This is a genomic window from Bradyrhizobium lupini, from assembly GCF_040939785.1.
Taxonomy (GTDB): Bacteria; Pseudomonadota; Alphaproteobacteria; order Rhizobiales; family Xanthobacteraceae; genus Bradyrhizobium; species Bradyrhizobium canariense_D.
In genome coordinates this window covers 6,930,692-6,946,057 of sequence record NZ_CP162553.1, presented here as the reverse complement: position 1 = coordinate 6,946,057, position 15,366 = coordinate 6,930,692, and the positions used below count along the sequence as shown (strand labels likewise).

Genomic DNA, 15,366 nt, shown 5'->3' with positions numbered 1-15,366 from the left:
CCGACCAATCCCGGCGGTCCGGTCGATCGCGTGGTCAGGCGCTGAGGATAGGACGCGACAAAGCGCAAAAAAAGAGGGCCGGTTGCTGCCGGCCCCCTGAAGACATCCGATCGGGAGAGTTCAATACCTCGCGACGACCGGATTGCTGCCCCAGCCAAACCGGTAGTTGAAGCGCACGGTGAGCATATCCACGTCCTGGGTGATCCGATCGTTCACGAAAGCAGCAAGTCGCGGATCAGCGACCGTAAACGAATTATTCCGGTGCCCCATGAACAGATGGTCGTATTCGAGACCCACCGACCAGTTCGGCGTGAAGCCATACTCGAATCCGACACCGATAACACCACCCCAGCGGGTTGCGCTTTGCGCCGCGAGCTCGGCGCCGGTCGCAGTATCAAGTACGCTGAGGCGATTGTCTGTCACCGCAGCGCCGCCCTTCACGTAGAGCAGTGACGCATTCCAGGCGTAGCCAATCTGGCCGGTGAAGAGGCCGATAGCGCTCGTTTTGGCGCGCGTGGAGAGCGTTGGATCGAACAGGCTGACGCGCTGATTGCTCAAATCCGCCCAATCGCCCTGAGCTTCCAAACCAAACACCCACTGGCTGGCCTGCCAGCGATAACCAAGCTGGCCACCGATAACACCACCGGAACGATCGCGGCAGCCGGAAGCGACGGCGATGCCGGCCGCGTCAAGGAAATCGACACAATTGTGGTTCTGCGCCCAGCCACCATTGCCGCCGATGTAGAGCCCCGTCCAATTGTAGATCGGAATAATCGGTGCCGGGGGCGGCGCCTTCACGGCCATATCGGCAGCCATGGCGGGTCCCATGGCCAGCGTCACCACGCCAATGGTTGTCAGCAGAAGTCTTTTCATCATGCTCTCTCCTTGCCGGCCGCTTTTTGATTGCTCGAACGGCGACTTGTTGCACTGCGATCATCCCCCAACTTCCAGCTGAAACTCTACGGGCGAGGGCACAAACTCCACGTGCCATAATGGCAACACTCAAGACATTTCGAGCGCGATATCGGCATGAAGCACCAAGACATGCTGCCTATTTCTCCGGGTCGCGCTTGTCATCGTGGCCGCCAACCTCTTCGCCTCGGTCTTGCTCTATCCAGGACGGAATGTCGCTCGAGGGAATCAGCCGTCGTGGCAAAAAGGGATTGAGCGTGCCTGCAAACACGATCAATCCCTCACTGAATTTCTCTCGCGCGAAAGCCCGCGCCTCGGCTTCGCTCTCGAATGTGCGTGTCTCCCGTGGACTTCGCCGCTTCGGCAAGGTCCCACGCTTGTGCACCTCGAATGTGACGTACCAGGTCTGCGGCATCCGCCAGCTTCCGGATCGCGATCAAGCAGACATCTGCCGGCCAACGATGATCGGTGAGAGCATGTTGACGTCCTAGTTGCGCTGCTCTTCACGGCGCTCCGTGCGCCCTGTACGCCTTTCCTGGCGGCGTTCAGTCCGGCCCGTGCGCCGTTCCTGACGCCGTTCGTGGCGGGCTCCCCGCCTCTCCTGGCGTCGCTCCATGCCGATCGTCTGCGCCGACACTTCTGTTCCTAACAGCACCGTGCCGGATGCCGCCAATCCGAATACAGCGGCCCATCCGAGCAATGAAAGAGCCCCGCGACGATCGATGTCGTCAGACCTTGACGTTTCACTCATGCCAGTTACTCCCGATCTTAAAGGACGTTTGATTGGGCAATGCCTCGACGTGCACTCGTTGATAGTGTCGATGGCGGGCGCCCCCTCCGAAGATGCTCACCAAACCTGGTTGCCAAACCAGCCGTACTGCGGCGGCCGCGCGACGAGCCGGATATTTCTTTCGATGTGCCTCCTCGCACTTTTGTTTTGACGCTGCGGCTTCACATCAGCTTTTGTCGACGGACGCGCCGGCGGTCGTTCGGCATCGGCTGCTCCTAGCTGAGCGAAGGCCTCGCGAGCGCGCCTCTGTGAGAGGTCGGCGCCCGGCAGGGCACCAGGCTCGACCTTGGCGATGTCGGTTGCGACGATCGTCGGCAGGCTAGTGTCGAGAACGACCCGCTCGGGCAATTTCCAATCGGAATGGATGCGGATGGTCGCGGAGCGCGCAGCTCCACCGTGGATGGCAGGCCGATCCTGCACCAGGGCGTCCACAACGAAGAGCATCGCGAGCAACGCACCGCCGACATAGACCAGATATCGCGAGATGGGCATTGTCGGCGCCATTGCCGCCGCAGACCTTCGTCTGGCAAGCAACGGGCCACGGCGGCAGGATTGGCGAAGAAATGCGACCTGCATGGGCATGGCTGCCTAAATCGAGCCGCCGTTGCTTCCGCCGCGGCGCGCCCCTGGTGAAGCACTTGCTGATGCATCGGTGGCGCTTCACTGGTAAGCGCACGCACGCTGCAGCAGGCTAATGTTCACCGCGTTCGAATGCGGCGTCGCTTGAGCCAGATCAACAAACTGAATTTTCGCAACACCGCCTCGCGTAGTATCGCGCGGCTTGGTCAGTGGCTGTGACATGCCCCTTGGTACAATGACCGGAAGGTCAATTGCAGAGATGTGGCACGCAACGCAGAGTTCTCACCGCGTACATCGAGCTTCTGGCAGGGAGGGACGATGATGAGTCAATTCGAGCTGAGTTCGCGCGCAGCACTTTGTCGGCAGCTCGCAAGTGAGGATGCGGCAAACCGCACCGTCTGGATGGCTGAGGCAAGAAGCTGGTCGCTTATGGCGGCAGAGGCGCTTCGTGATGAGCCCGGATCGGACGAGGGTATCGTCGCCAGATTCTTCTTTGCGTTCAGCAAATTGGTCGCTGCGCAACAGGATCCTACGAACCGATCGGCAGAGATGATGAAGAGCAGATCCCGAACCGCGATGCCGTCTCCGAGCTCGTCCCCGACTGCCTGAAGCATTCTGGCGAAAAGCACTCGCACAATTGCATACTTGGCTCCAGTGCAGAGAGAGCCGGCGCTGCCACCGTGACAGCGAGCTTTCCGATGGCGGGCCGCACTTGTCGGGCTGGAGCGCTATCCTCCAGATCTGCATTATTTGATCCGAACTGATTCGGCGAATTCGAAGGAGAAGCAGATTCGATTTGTTTGATTCCCTTGATCTAACGCAAATCGCCGCCCTGTTGTGGCGTTGAAGTTCATTTTTTGAGAACGTCCATGAAGTCGATAAGCGCAAGGAAGATTGCCGTTGCCGTCGCCGCGCTCGTATGCGGCACGACGCTGTTCATTGGCTTGACCGACCGAGGCGGGATCTCGCTGCGACTCGACAACGCCCAAGCGGCCGCCCGATTGTACGTCACTCCTTATTATCGCGGTCACTACTACACGAATGACGGTTTGCCCTGGTACGCGGTGCGAGCCTATTACTTCGGCGGATCGTGGAGTTACGGCTATAGCGGCTGGCCGACTATGCGGCGCGCAATTGCACCGGATGCGTCCCAGGCTCGTTGGTGAAGGGCGGTGATGGCATCATGTATGTGTGCCAATAGAGCTTGATGATGGCGCGATGGGCGGCGCTCATTGAGCCGCCGCCTCTCGCGCCAATCTGCGCTCAGGAGATCGACGCCTAGGGGGAGGATACCATGACCTATGTTCTGGTCGTCATCAGCTGGCTTGGCGTCGCGAATGGCGCCGTCATATCGACACAAGAGTTTTCAAGCGCAGAGCGTTGCGAGGTAGCCCGGATGGCGTTGATGGAATACGCGAAAGCGCGCAGCAGCGACGAGACGCTGAGACCGCTCTGCGTGCAGAAGTAAAGAGTCGGAGAAGCTGTCGCTCCCGCCCCCATTCTGCTGGAAGCGTCTTCGCGTGTCGCCCGCGCTTACCAGCTGCACCGTTTTCTTGCGATTCCTTGACCTTGATCAATGGTCCGAGCAGCGAACCATGGAGCGATCCAAATTCACTCTCACAGGACGGAGACCATCATGAAGCGTGGCATGCTCACAAGATTATCACTCGCAGGTGCCGTGATCGCCCTCGGAGTGTCCGGCTCAATCGACTGGTCGGCCGACGAAGGCCTGTCGCTCTCGCTAGGCCGGGCAGAAGCACGGGTCGGACGCCCCTTGACACCCGTGTCAGTGGCCGGCGTTGCACGGCGCTCCACCAGGCGTGCGGTCGTAGGCGGCGCGGCAGTTGGTGCGGCTGCGGTGGGCACCGCCTGTGTCCGCGTTCTGGTTAACGGCAGCTACGTCTGCCGCTAACATCTCTTGCTGGCAGTATGTACACCGCATCCTGCAGGATGAGTTCTTGCAGGATGTGCTGTTCAGGTCGAGCTTCAGATAGCTGGCGCATGGGCGGCGAGGACGCAAAATCCGATTGGCATTGGCGTGGTCATCGGCACGGTAGATTGGATGTTTCATCTCTACCGTCAAACGTGGTCCCCAGAAGACAGCTAAGCGACTTCAGCCTTTGAGCCCCGGTCAGTGCCGGGTTCATGAGACTGGCATCAAAATAATCGGTGAGTACATCTTGCAAGATGGCCGACGACTGGGGACGCGCCGGGTCGCAAGTATTGACACCGCTTTCGTCGATCAGCTCTTCGAAAGACTGCTCTTCAAAGAAGTGAAAGGCGAAAAGATCGAACGCCGTACGACGTCAATCACGCGATGAAGACCGCACGTAGCGCATGGAACGCCATTTCCCGAGCACATCCGGGCTTGCTCCCGCCTCGGAATCCCTTCGAAAAGATGGGCCTGCAGTCCAGTTCGCGCGAAACGTCGCACGCGACCTTTGCGGAGCTTGCAGCTTTCCGGACGAAAGCGATCGAAATGGGTTATCCGTCGCTTGCCACCAGTGCACTAATCGGCTGGGAGTTGCTTCAACGCGAGGCCCACATTTTCATTCGTTCCACGGCTGATCACTACCGCCCCCCGAGCCACGTCTACGTCATCAACTACAAGACCAGCACTGGATCTTGGGACCCCCTATTCAACGCCAAGGGGAAGGCACTTTACCCGCTGCTAATGGCAGAGCTCGACGCGATCAAGGAGCTGCGTCCGACAGGAGGTCTGATGTTGCGACGTGATGGGAGCAGTCTACCCTGGTTTGGCAAGGGCGAGACGCTGACTCAAGTCCAACGCATCACGAAGAGGATTATCTTGGCTGCAGGTTAACGGCCCGAGCTAACTTTTACCTCTTTCGGCCGCCACCGCGGCACGACCGAAGCAAGGCACATCCGGGCTCACGGAAACGCAGCTAATGAAGAAGGGTCAGTGGTCGTCGACGGCAGCTATGGCGCACTATCTGCACGACGACGATCAGGCAAAGCAAGATGCGCAAATGAAATGCATCAAGCGGCGTGCAAAACAAGCGAAAGGAAAGTGAACGTTTGTCAGAATGAGAATGCGCGGCTTGTCAGAATGGAAAGGCCTTAACGCGCTAAGTTATTGAAATAATTGGAGCGGGTGAAGGGAATCGAACCCTCGTATTCAGCTTGGAAGGCTGCTGCTCTACCATTGAGCTACACCCGCGACAGGGGCTCCCTAACACGGCCGGGCGGCGGTCTCAACTGCCCAGGATCAACTGCCCAGATGGGGCTTCCAGCGCTTTCCCGGCCTTGCGAACAGCCGCTGGTTCCTCCGGACCCGCCTCCCCTTAACAATGGCGGAATTGCCGCCTATATTGAAATCTTCCGCAACCAACGAAAGGAGGTGATCCAGTGTCTTTTACCAAGCGCTGTCACCTCGCTGGGATCGCCCGCTAAGCCTTGAATAGAGGCTTGGCATCGGGGCGCTCTCAGCCCTGGACCAGCGAGCAAGAAATCGGGCGCGACGGGGGCCTTCCCCCGCCGCGCCTTTTTCGTTGGCATCGCGCGCCGGCTGCTCAGGCGAGCGGCTCGCCGGCGAGCACCTCGCGGATCCTCGATGACAGGTCCGCCTTCCGGTACGGCTTCCTCAGCAACGCAACGCCGGGACCGAGATGACCGTCGAGGGTGTTGTCGGTATAGCCGGACGTATAGAGCACCCTCATCCCCGGGCGGAGGCGGCGCACGGCCTCGGCCAGTTCCTGCCCGTTCATGCCGCCGGGCATGATGATGTCGGTGAACAGCAGATCGAATTGGGCGCCCTGCTGAACCAGCGCAAGCGCGGTTGCGCCGTCGCCGGCTGCGAGGGTGCGATAGCCGAGGCTGCCGAGCTGGGCGATGACATAGCCCTGCACCAGCGGATCGTCCTCGACGACGAGAATCGTCTCGTGCCCGCGTGCCGCCGCGGGCGCCTGCAGCGACCCGGGCCTCGCCTGCGCTCCGCCCGCAGATCGCGGCAGAAACAGCCGAATCACGGTGCCGCGGCCTTCCTCACTCTCGATCGCAACGCTGCCGCCGCTCTGCTTGGCGAAGCCGTAGACCATGCTGAGGCCGAGCCCGGTGCCGCGACCGACCCCTTTGGTGGTAAAGAACGGCTCGAACACGCGGTCGCGGATGTCGGCGGGGATGCCATGGCCGGTGTCCGCCACCGCGACCATGATGAAGGCGCCGCGCGTGGCGTCGCCGTCACCGGCACCATCCGCGCCATCGAATTCGCGGTTCGCGGTCTCGAGCGTCAGCGTGCCGCCGCCAGGCATCGCATCCCGCGCATTGACGGCGAGATTGATGATCGCCGACGACAGCTGCGACGGATCGGCCATCGCCGGCCAGGCGTCGTCCGCGAGGCGGGTCACGATTTCGACGTTTCCGCCCAGGATCGGCTTCAACAGCTTCGCCGTCTCGAGCACGAGGCCGTTGACGTCGATCTCGCGCGGTTCCAGCGGCTGGCGACGCGCAAAGGTCAAGAGCTGCGAGGTGATCTCCGCGCCTCGCGCCGCCGCATCGTCGATGAGCTGGGCGATCGCGGCGAGGTCGGGCTTGTCCGCCAGTCCCTCCCGGATGATCTCGATGGTGCCGGTGATGACAGGTGAGCACGTTGTTGAAGTCATGCGCGACGCCACCGGTGAGCTGACCGATCGCATCCATCTTCTGCGACTGGCGAAGCCGCTCCTCCGTCTCGTGCTGCTCGGTCAGATCAGTAGCCGAACCACGATACCCCATGAAGCGTCCGTCGGCGCTGAACACCGGCTGGCCGTTAACGCTGAAATGGTGCGCGCGGCCAGCCGCATCGCGGCCGCGATACTCGAACTTCCGGAACGGCTCGTGGCGATCCAGCGTGGCCCAGTGACTGCGCCATTTCTGCGGCTCGGCATCGTGGTCGAAGGCGGCGTCTGAACGGCGCCTGCCGATCAGCGCCTTGGGGTCCATGCCGAAAGCACCGGCCCGATCTGAAATATAGGTGAACACGTGATCCGGGCCGGTCTCCCAGAACCAGTCGGATGCGGTCTCGGCATAATCACGAAAGCGCTGCTCGCTCGCGCGGGCGTTCTCCTCGGCGCGCTGCCGTATCTTCAGGTCACGCTCGAGATTCCCATTGGCCTCGCGCAGCTCGCCATAGGCATGTTCGAGGTTGGCGCACATGGCGTTGAAAGCAACGACGACCTTGTCCAGCTCGTCGGCATCGTCAGGCGACCGGCGCTCCAGGCGCAGCGGCGGCGGCGGCCGTCCGAGGCTGTACTTGCCGACGTACTCGGCGATGGCGACGAGATGCCGGGTCACCAGCAGATGAAACATGTAGATGATGAACAACGAGACGAGGAACGTCTTTGCCGCCTGGCTTGCCAGAATGACCAGGGCCCTGTTCAGCAATTGCTGATAGACGTCGGTCAGCGTCGCCTCGACCCGGAGCGTGCCGATGGCGCGCGAGGTCCCCTGCACCATCGTGCTCAGCGGAAAGTCCCGGGTCATGATCGAACGGGTGTTTCGCTCGCCGACCTCGACACGGATCGGATTGGGCCGATCGGCGATCTCGCGGACCTCCGCCGCACGGATGTCAGGCAGCCGCAGAATGCCATCGAGCTGGAGCTTGAGCTGGTTCTGGTCGAGATTCCACAGGCTCTCTCGAGGCTGCCCGTAGTGCTGCGGCCGATCTCGTCGAGCCGCGTCTCAATCAGTCCGACCTCACGATTGTAATCCAGATAGAGCTGGAGCGCGGTCAGGGTCAGCGTCACGACCGATGAGAACAGCAGCACGGCGGCAAGCAGCCGAGGCCCGACGCCGCTGCGCGACCAGTTGAAGATCCGCGACAGCAGCGCCGCGAACATCGGAGGCGCGAGCGGGGCGCCGATGCCGGTCAAATCCTGCTTCGCAGCCGCCGGCGCAATGGCGCGGCCACGCTTGATATCATCGTCACCTGCGTCGCCCATGCACCATGTCCTCGAAAATGGCGGCACCTGCTCAGCTTACAGATCGCAGCCGCGAGCAGGTGAACGGTTGAGGCGCTGCCTCAGCACGCGATACACGTGGCGATCTTGTCGGCCGATGATCCTGTTGGCCCTTGGGCGGCTTGAGCTCGACGGGGTCATATCTTGCGCCCAGCAGCAGGATTCCCAGGCAAACTACCACCTCGCGTGCTAGAATGACATCGGTGAAAGTCCGGAGCCGCCATACAGCGGGAACGCGCTCTCAACGTTGCGGACCGGCGCAGCCGCCATCTCCGGTAGATCGCGGCACCGGAATCCGATGGTAGCAGGGCACGCCCAAGAGGCATGGCCAGGGAGATGCGTCATGAGGCGGATAGTCGTGGTCTGCCTGTTGCTGCTCGCGGCAGGCCCGTCGCAGGCGCAAGAGGTCATCAGGCTGGCGCGCATCGCCGATATCCCCGATCAATATGTCGGCGGCGAGCTGCTCCGCGCGGTCTATGCCCGGCTGAACATCAAGCTCGAATTCGAGGATGTGCCCGGCAAGCGCGCGCTCGCGCTGTCGAGCACCGGCGAGGTCCAGCGGATTGGAACGCTCTCTCGCGACTATCCGACGCTGATCCAGGTGACACCTGCGATCAATTACATCGAGCCTACTGTCTTCACCACGAAACTGCAGTTCGACGTCGCCGGCTGGAATTCAATTAGGGACTACAGCATCGGCATCGTACGCGGCGTCGGCTCGTCCGAAGCCGGTACGCGCGGCATGACCCGGGTCACGGCGACGACAAGCCTCGACAACATGGTCAAGATGCTCGACGCCGACCGCATCGACGTGATGGTCACCGACCTCTTCAGCGGGTTGGCTGCGGTGAGGAAACTCAATCTCCAGGCCAGGATCCACCCGCTCTCACCACCCCTCGAGCGCATCAGCATCTACCACCATCTGCATGAACGGCATCGCGATCTCGTGCCGAAGGTCGGAAGGATGATCGAGCAGATGGAGGCGAGCGGCGAAATCGCCCGGTTGCGGGAAACCCTGATCAAGCAGGTGCTGAGCGGGATGTGACACGCGGTCAGGTCGTGCGAGTCCGCTCCCGCACCGCAACCGCCGCGATCAACAGCCCGACGCACCAGGCCATGGCCGCCCGCGGCGGCTCGCTGCCGAGAAGCACGGTGAAGATGCCCGCCAGCAGGCTTGGCGCCATCGCCTTGCCGGACCTGCTCGCGAGCGAGAGCAGGTACGGCATCGCGGCGATCGATATCTGCACGACGTTCATGGTCGCAGGCTGTTTCGCAAGCATTGGGCCTAGAAGCCGCAAACGTTCATTGCGCGCGGGCGCTTGCCGCGCCGGCTTTCAACGATGCGCTCGCCGCCGCTCTCGGCCGAGCTGCCGTAATAGCGATGGTGGCCGCTCTGGTCGTGCAGATCCGCAAGCTCCGACTTTCCCGTCCGACGCGCGTCGCAGATGATCTTGATGGTCGACATGGCCGCCTCCGAAGTGCTCTTGGTGGCAATCAGTCGCGCCGATTTCGCGCGGCGTTCACACCTTTCGGCCGCAATCGGGTTTCGGGAAGGTTTCGTCGCCGCACCCCGCGACGCAATATTTTCCGCAGCCCCATTGTCGGCTGCGACGGTGGTGATACGTCCTTTGGACGCGCGCAGCGAAAATCAACGAGGTGACGATGCTTTACGCCATCCTGGCCTATCACGTGGAAGACGAGATCTTGTCCTGGACGCCCGAGAAGGACGCCGCGGTCGTGGCAAAGGTCATCGAGGTTCAGGCTCCCCTCCGGGCAAGCGGGCATTTTGGCCCGGCCGCCCGCCTGGATGAGACCCGAAAGGCCCGCACCTTGCGCGGCCCCGGCGCGGGCGTCGTGCTGGACGGCCCATTTGCCGAGACCAAGGAGCAGCTTCTGGGCTTCCACCTCGTCGAGTACGACACGGAAGAGGAGGCGATCGCGGCGGCGCGGACGCTGCGCCAGGTCAATCCCTCAGCGGTCTACGAAATCCGTCCGGTCAAGCTTTACGTGCCGGCCGACGGGTTCGGCGCGACGCCCTCCGGCGAATGAACGGCAGGCCTAATTGTCCGTCCCGGTGGGCCCGACATAGAAGCGCTGGATCAGCAGCCCGCCGAAGGCGATGAACCACACGAACGGCGCGACTTGCGGCGCGAACGCCGCAACGACCGTGCCCGGGATAAACACCAGCAGCGGAAACAACGAGGCCATGATCTCCTGGCGCCAGCCGCCCAGGATCCTCCACCACAGCCAGGCATTGAGGCCGGCGATTGCAGTCAGGTGCAGGCCGTAGAGCACGGCGACCGCACTGCTCGTGGCGTAGTTGGTGTAGAGGCCGTTGGTCACCGGCAGCAGCACGATCGACAGCAGGAAGAACAAATTGAGGATCACCGCGCCGCGGCTGCCGACGGGCTGGCGCGCCAGCCGCCGGTGATGGCTGATCCAGAACACGCCGGCGATGATGAAGCTGAGCGCAAGACCCGCGAGCTTGCCGGAATAGACCCGGGCGAGATCGTTCCAGTCGGGCGCGCTGGTGAAGACCGCGGCCCTGGGCAGGTCGTAGGCGAGCAGCGTCATGGCGACGCCAAAGATGGTGTTGCTGAGCGATTCCAGCCGTCGCATCTCGAACTGGTCGGATTTGAGCTCGGTCATGCCGGGTGGCGCTTTTCGGAATGGAACCTTGGGCCGTCTTGTCCCTAGGTCTTAACATCGGTCCCGTCCAGACGCATTGCGATTCGCAGCGGGATCGCCGACTCTGGCTGTTTCACCGGGGCGATTCGTGGCGACATATCTGGACACGCTCAATGCGGAGCAACGCCGCGCCGTGGAGCATGGCGTGGCCGATGGTGCGACCGTGGGCGCGCCCCTGCTCGTCATCGCCGGTGCGGGCTCCGGCAAGACCAACACGCTGGCCCACCGCGTCGCGCATTTGATCGTCGCGGGCAGCGATCCGCGCCGTATCCTCTTGATGACGTTCTCGCGCCGCGCCGCGGCCGAGATGGCCGGCCGGGTCGAGCGCATCGCCCGAAAAGTGCTCGGCGAGAACAATGCCGCGATCATGCGCGACGCGCTCACCTGGGCCGGCACGTTCCACGGCATCGGCGCACGGTTGCTGCGCGAATATGCCGAGCGGATCGGCGTCGATCCTGCCTTCACCATCCACGACCGCGAGGATTCCGCCGACCTGATGAATCTGGTCCGGCACGAGCGCGGATTGTCGAAGACGGAGTGCCGCTTTCCCGCCAAAGGCACCTGCCTGTCGATCTACTCGCGCTGCGTCAATGCCGAGATGGAGATCGAGAAGGTGTTGGGGGCGCACTATCCCTGGTGCGCAGGCTGGGCGGCCGAGCTGAAGGGCCTGTTCGCGGCCTATGTCGAGGCCAAGCAGGCCCAGCACGTGCTGGATTACGACGACCTGCTGCTCTACTGGTCGCAGATGATGAGCGATGCGCTGATCGCGGAAGAAATCGGCGGCCGCTTCGATCACGTCTTGGTCGACGAATATCAGGACACCAACCGCCTGCAATCCTCGGTCCTGCTGGCGCTGAAGCCGGACGGACGCGGCCTCACCGTCGTCGGTGACGACGCGCAGTCGATCTATTCGTTCCGCGCCGCCACGGTCCGCAACATTCTGGATTTTCCGCAGAGCTTCTCGCCCCGCGCCGAGATGATCACGCTCGACCGCAATTACCGCTCGACGCAACCCGTGCTGGCGGCGGCGAACGGCGTCATCGGCCTGGCGCGCGAGCGCTTCACAAAAAACCTCTGGACCGACCGCAGCTCCGCGCAAAAGCCGCAGCTCGTCACCGTGCACGATGAGACCGACCAGGCCCGTTACATCGTCGAGGAAGTCCTGGCCAACCGCGAGCAAGGCGCGCTCCTGAAGCACCAGGCAGTGCTGTTCCGGACCTCCTCGCATTCGGGCCCGCTGGAGATCGAGCTGACCCGCCGCAACATCCCGTTCGTCAAGTTCGGCGGGCTGAAATTTCTCGATGCCGCGCATGTCAAGGACGTGCTCGCGCTGCTGCGCTTCACCGAAAATCCGCGCGACCGCGTCGCGGGATTTCGCATCCTGCATCTCTTGCCGGGCATCGGACCGGCGACTGCGCAGCGCGTGCTCGACCAGATGGCGGAGAGCACCGATCCGCTCGCCGCGCTCGGCCAGCTCCCGGTGCCGCCGCGCACCGGCGCGGACTGGACCGGCTTCGTCCGCACCATCGAAAATTTGCGCTATTCGGAATGGCCGGCCGATCTCGAACGCGTGCGGCTCTGGTACGAACCGCATCTCGATCGCCTCCACGAGGATTCCGAGACCCGCCGCGCCGACCTGATGCAGCTCGAGCAGATCTCGAGCGGCTATGCCTCGCGCGAGAAATTCCTGACCGAGCTCACGCTCGATCCGCCGGATGCGACCAGCGACAAATCCGGGCCGCCCTTGCGCGACGAGGACTATCTGATCCTCTCCACCATCCACTCCGCCAAGGGCCAGGAGTGGAAATCGGTGTTCGTGCTCAACGTCGTCGACGGCTGCATGCCGTCGGATCTCGGCGCCGGCACCAGCGCCGAGCTCGAGGAGGAACGCCGCCTGCTCTATGTCGCGATGACGCGCGCCAAGGACGACCTGCACCTCGTGGTGCCGCAGCGCTTCTTCACCCACGGCCAGCAAGCCAAGGGCGACCGCCACGTCTACGCCTCGCGCACCCGCTTCATCCCGGAGCCGCTGGTCTATCTGTTCGAGCGCACCGCCTGGCCGAAGGCTGGGGCAGGCGCGGCCCGCACGGCGGCGCAAGGGCCGAAGGTCGACATCGGGGCGCGGATGCGCGGAATGTGGCGGTAAGACACAAGAGGCTGGTGTCGAGACGTGTCAGCATAACTGGACAACAGAGGTCCGACATGAAAGCCGTCGTCGTCGAGCAATACGCGCCGATCGATCAAATCGCCCTGAAGGACGTTCCGTCTCCACACATCGGGCCCGGACAGCTGCGTGTCCGGGTAGAGGCTGCAGGAATCGGATTTGTGGACGGTTTGAAGATGGAGGGGCGCTATCAGACCAAGGATCCCCTGCCCTTCATTCCCGGAACCGAATTCGCAGGCATCGTGGACGAAGCCCCCGGCGCACCGGGCGGCTATCAACCCGGGATGCGCGTAATGGGGATGACGCGCTCGGGCGCGCTTGCCGAAGAGATCGTCGTCACCCCCGAAGCGCTCTATCCCCTGCCGGACAGCGTCGCGGCGGAGGTCGCCGCTTCGTTTCGTGCCAATTACCTGACCGCCCTCTATGCGCTGAGTGCGCGCGCGTCGCTCGGCGCAGGCGAACAGCTTCTGGTGCTGGGCGCAGCGGGCGGCACGGGAATCGCGGCCGTCCAGATTGGCAGGCTGCTCGGCGCCCGTGTGATCGCAGCGGCATCGACACCAGACAAGCGCGCGTTCGCGCGACAGCACGGCGCCGACGCTGTGGTGGACTACACGCAGACCAACTGGCGCGACACGCTGAAGGAATTGACCGAAGGACACGGCGCCGACGTGATCTTCGACCCCGTCGGCGGCGAGATCTCGGTGCAGGCCTTTCGCTCCATCGCCTGGCGCGGCTGTCATCTCGTGGTCGGTTTTGCCGCCGGCGCGATCCCTGCATTGCCATTCAACCTGCCACTGCTGAAGGGCGGCGCCCTGCTCGGCGTCGACCTCGCGCAGCTTCCAATCCGCGAGCCCGAGGTGCAGAAGCGCCTGATGTCGGAGCTGACGGCCTGGTTGGTCGAGGGCCAGCTGAAGCCTGTGGTCGGTCGCATCTTCGCGCTGGATGATTTCCGGGAAGCGTTCAGGACGATGCAGACGCGCGGGGCGCTTGGCAAGATGGTCGTGCGCATCTCGAAATAGGATTAGTTGCGCGCCCCCAGCCGGTCGAACTGGACCTTGCCTGCCTTCATCACCATCGGGATGTGCTCGCCCTGGCCGAGTAGGCAGGCCACGTCGCGCAGCGGATTGCCATCGACCACCAGCAGGTCCGCAATGGCTTCGGGCATGATGCGGCCGAGCTTGCCCTCCATGCCGAGGACCTCGGCGCCGACCAATGTCGCGCTGGCGATGACGGCGCGCGGACCGAGAATTTCGGCGCGGATGCGGAATTCGTCGCTCTGCAGACGCTGCGACGGTCCGAGCAGGTCGCTGCCGAACCCGATCTTTACGCCGGCGTCGCGGTAGATCGTGAGCGAACGCAGGCCCGCGTCGCGGACATCGGCGATCTTGGCAACGCTTTCGGGCGGCAGGCCATATTGGGCACCCTCGTTAGCCAGCGCCTCGTAGGTGACGAGCGTCGGCACCACATAGGCGCCCTTCTCGGCCATCAGCTGCGCGGTCGGAGCATCGACCAAATTGCCGTGCTCGATGGTGCGCACCCCGCAGCGCACCGCGCGTTCGATCGCGGCAGCGGTGTAAGCGTGGGCGAGCACATAGGTCTGACGCCCGCGCGCCTCTTCGACGATGGCGCGGATCTCGTCCTCGGAGTAGCCGAAGGCGCCGACCGGATCGGTCGGTGAAGCAACGCCGCCGGAGGCCATGATCTTGATCTGGTCGGCGCCCATCTGCAGTTCCTCGCGCGCCGCCCTGCGCACGCCGTCGACACCATCGGCAACGCGCGCCAGCGCGCCGACACGCACGCAGCAGGGGCACGGTGCGTCGCTGGCAAGATAATCCGAGCGGGCCCGCATGTCGCCGTGGCCGCCGGTCTGGCTGAGCGCACGTCCCGAGACGAACAGCCGCGGACCGTCGGTGAGACCGGTCTCGATCGCCTGCTTCAGCGCATGGCCGGCGCCGCCGGCGTCGCGCACGGTGGTGAAGCCCCGCCGAAGCATGCCGCGCAGCAGCAGCGTTGAGCGCAGCGTCACCAGCACGTTCGGCATGTGCACCTGCTGCGCCAGATTGAGTTCGACGGCGATCGCATGCACATGCAGGTCGATCAGGCCGGGCATCAGCGTCTTGCCCTTCAGATCGACGGTGCGGTCGGTTTCCACTTGGAGCGGCCGATCGGAGACCTCCTTGATCAGACCGTCCTCGACCAGCACGTGATGTCCCTCCAGGAGGTCCGGCTGAAGCGGATCGAGCAGAGCGGCGTTCTTGAAGAGCACACGGGACATG

Annotated in this window: 16 protein-coding genes, 1 tRNA gene and 1 pseudogene; 9 read left to right on the top strand and 9 right to left on the bottom strand. The window is 63.3% G+C overall.

The window, feature by feature from the left end; genetic code table 11:
• Positions 1–120: 120 nt before the first annotated feature.
• From AB3L03_RS33295 to AB3L03_RS33285, 3 genes are all read right to left on the bottom strand, one after another.
• Entirely contained in the window at positions 121–876 is a 756-nt protein-coding gene (locus AB3L03_RS33295) for an outer membrane protein (RefSeq protein WP_018458128.1), read from the bottom strand.
• Positions 877–1,051: 175 nt separating this feature from the next.
• Positions 1,052–1,327: a hypothetical protein gene (locus tag AB3L03_RS33290; RefSeq protein WP_018458127.1), complete on the bottom strand. Its 276-nt coding sequence runs from the start codon at positions 1,325–1,327 to the stop codon at positions 1,052–1,054.
• 432 nt (positions 1,328–1,759) lie between these two features.
• Positions 1,760–2,146 carry a hypothetical protein gene (locus tag AB3L03_RS33285; RefSeq protein WP_247299795.1) on the bottom strand — a complete coding sequence of 129 codons (387 nt, stop codon included), beginning with the start codon at positions 2,144–2,146 and terminating at the stop codon, positions 1,760–1,762.
• A gap of 1,004 nt (positions 2,147–3,150) precedes the next feature.
• Between AB3L03_RS33285 and AB3L03_RS33280 the strand changes: the two genes are divergently transcribed.
• From AB3L03_RS33280 to AB3L03_RS33260, 5 genes are all read left to right on the top strand, one after another.
• Positions 3,151–3,447 carry a hypothetical protein gene (locus AB3L03_RS33280; RefSeq protein WP_245288494.1) on the top strand — a complete coding sequence of 99 codons (297 nt, stop codon included), beginning with the start codon at positions 3,151–3,153 and terminating at the stop codon, positions 3,445–3,447.
• 128 nt (positions 3,448–3,575) lie between these two features.
• Complete coding sequence (locus AB3L03_RS33275) at positions 3,576–3,749, top strand: hypothetical protein (RefSeq protein ID WP_162847287.1); 174 nt, start codon at positions 3,576–3,578, stop codon at positions 3,747–3,749.
• 168 nt (positions 3,750–3,917) lie between these two features.
• Complete coding sequence (locus AB3L03_RS33270) at positions 3,918–4,193, top strand: hypothetical protein (RefSeq protein ID WP_368507843.1); 276 nt, start codon at positions 3,918–3,920, stop codon at positions 4,191–4,193.
• 486 nt (positions 4,194–4,679) lie between these two features.
• Positions 4,680–5,105: a hypothetical protein gene (locus tag AB3L03_RS33265; protein WP_368507842.1), complete on the top strand. Its 426-nt coding sequence runs from the start codon at positions 4,680–4,682 to the stop codon at positions 5,103–5,105.
• 85 nt (positions 5,106–5,190) lie between these two features.
• On the top strand, positions 5,191–5,316 hold the full coding sequence (locus tag AB3L03_RS33260; RefSeq protein ID WP_368507841.1) for a hypothetical protein: 126 nt from the start codon (positions 5,191–5,193) through the stop codon (positions 5,314–5,316).
• 72 nt (positions 5,317–5,388) lie between these two features.
• On the opposite strand, the gene AB3L03_RS33255 is transcribed toward AB3L03_RS33260, so the two are convergent.
• Together AB3L03_RS33255 and AB3L03_RS33250 are read right to left on the bottom strand one after the other, a co-directional pair.
• Positions 5,389–5,462 (bottom strand) — tRNA-Gly (locus AB3L03_RS33255).
• 352 nt (positions 5,463–5,814) lie between these two features.
• Positions 5,815–8,220: pseudogene (locus AB3L03_RS33250) on the bottom strand (ATP-binding protein).
• Between the two features lie 361 nt (positions 8,221–8,581).
• Between AB3L03_RS33250 and AB3L03_RS33245 the strand changes: the two are divergent.
• Entirely contained in the window at positions 8,582–9,283 is a 702-nt protein-coding gene (locus AB3L03_RS33245; protein WP_368507840.1) for a substrate-binding periplasmic protein, read from the top strand.
• 7 nt (positions 9,284–9,290) lie between these two features.
• Here AB3L03_RS33245 and AB3L03_RS33240 read toward each other — a convergent pair whose 3' ends face one another.
• Positions 9,291–9,494, bottom strand: a complete 204-nt coding sequence (locus AB3L03_RS33240; RefSeq protein ID WP_368509104.1) for a hypothetical protein — start codon at positions 9,492–9,494, stop codon at positions 9,291–9,293.
• Positions 9,495–9,523: 29 nt separating this feature from the next.
• On the bottom strand, positions 9,524–9,703 hold the full coding sequence (locus tag AB3L03_RS33235) for a hypothetical protein (RefSeq protein ID WP_085351218.1): 180 nt from the start codon (positions 9,701–9,703) through the stop codon (positions 9,524–9,526).
• Positions 9,704–9,900: 197 nt separating this feature from the next.
• Here AB3L03_RS33235 and AB3L03_RS33230 point away from each other — a divergent pair, with 197 nt between their 5' ends.
• On the top strand, positions 9,901–10,287 hold the full coding sequence (locus AB3L03_RS33230; RefSeq protein ID WP_018458115.1) for a YciI family protein: 387 nt from the start codon (positions 9,901–9,903) through the stop codon (positions 10,285–10,287).
• Between the two features lie 9 nt (positions 10,288–10,296).
• Here the strand turns inward: AB3L03_RS33230 and AB3L03_RS33225 are convergent, their stop codons facing one another.
• Positions 10,297–10,887, bottom strand: a complete 591-nt coding sequence (locus AB3L03_RS33225) for a TMEM175 family protein (RefSeq protein ID WP_247299708.1) — start codon at positions 10,885–10,887, stop codon at positions 10,297–10,299.
• 127 nt (positions 10,888–11,014) lie between these two features.
• Here AB3L03_RS33225 and AB3L03_RS33220 point away from each other — a divergent pair, with 127 nt between their 5' ends.
• Both AB3L03_RS33220 and AB3L03_RS33215 read left to right on the top strand, forming a co-directional pair.
• The gene (locus AB3L03_RS33220; RefSeq protein ID WP_204511571.1) at positions 11,015–13,072 is read left to right on the top strand and encodes an ATP-dependent helicase; all 2,058 of its coding nucleotides are present in this window, start codon (positions 11,015–11,017) and stop codon (positions 13,070–13,072) included.
• A gap of 56 nt (positions 13,073–13,128) precedes the next feature.
• On the top strand, positions 13,129–14,109 hold the full coding sequence (locus tag AB3L03_RS33215) for an NADPH:quinone oxidoreductase family protein (RefSeq protein ID WP_368507839.1): 981 nt from the start codon (positions 13,129–13,131) through the stop codon (positions 14,107–14,109).
• Between the two features lie 2 nt (positions 14,110–14,111).
• Here the strand turns inward: AB3L03_RS33215 and AB3L03_RS33210 are convergent, their stop codons facing one another.
• Positions 14,112–15,365, bottom strand: coding sequence for an amidohydrolase family protein (locus tag AB3L03_RS33210; protein WP_368507838.1), 1,254 nt, complete (start codon positions 15,363–15,365; stop codon positions 14,112–14,114).
• Position 15,366: the final 1 nt, after the last annotated feature.